The following is a 348-nucleotide window of genomic DNA, read 5'->3' as shown; positions in this document are numbered from 1 at the left end:
CAAGGATACCGAACGGGCGGCGCGGCTTGGCCGCGACATCGAAACCGGCACCGTCTTCATGAACCGCGCGGATTATCTCGATCCGGCGCTCTGCTGGACCGGCGTCAAGGAGACCGGCCGCGGCGGCTCGCTGTCGATCATCGGCTTCCAGAATCTGACGCGTCCGAAATCCTTCCACCTGAAGAAAGTCACAGCATGATCAGCAGCAACATCACCGCAAACTGGAGCTATCCGACATCGGTCAAGCTCGGCCGGGGCCGCATCAAGGAGCTGGCCGACGCCTGCAAGAGCCTCGGCATGAAGAAGCCGCTGCTCGTCACCGACCGCGGCCTCGCCTCGATGGCGATC

General features: G+C 63.5%; 2 pseudogenes. Both read left to right on the top strand.

Features of this window, described 5'->3' with window-relative positions:
- Positions 1-199 (top strand): annotated as a pseudogene (locus AC5ZG1_RS44860) (aldehyde dehydrogenase family protein); the annotation flags it as partial.
- Positions 169-348: pseudogene (locus AC5ZG1_RS44855) on the top strand (iron-containing alcohol dehydrogenase); the annotation flags it as partial. The pseudogenes AC5ZG1_RS44860 and AC5ZG1_RS44855, both read left to right, overlap by 31 nt.

Source organism: Bradyrhizobium sp. Leo78, assembly GCF_059512425.1.
This window is presented reverse-complemented; position numbering and strand designations above follow the sequence as displayed.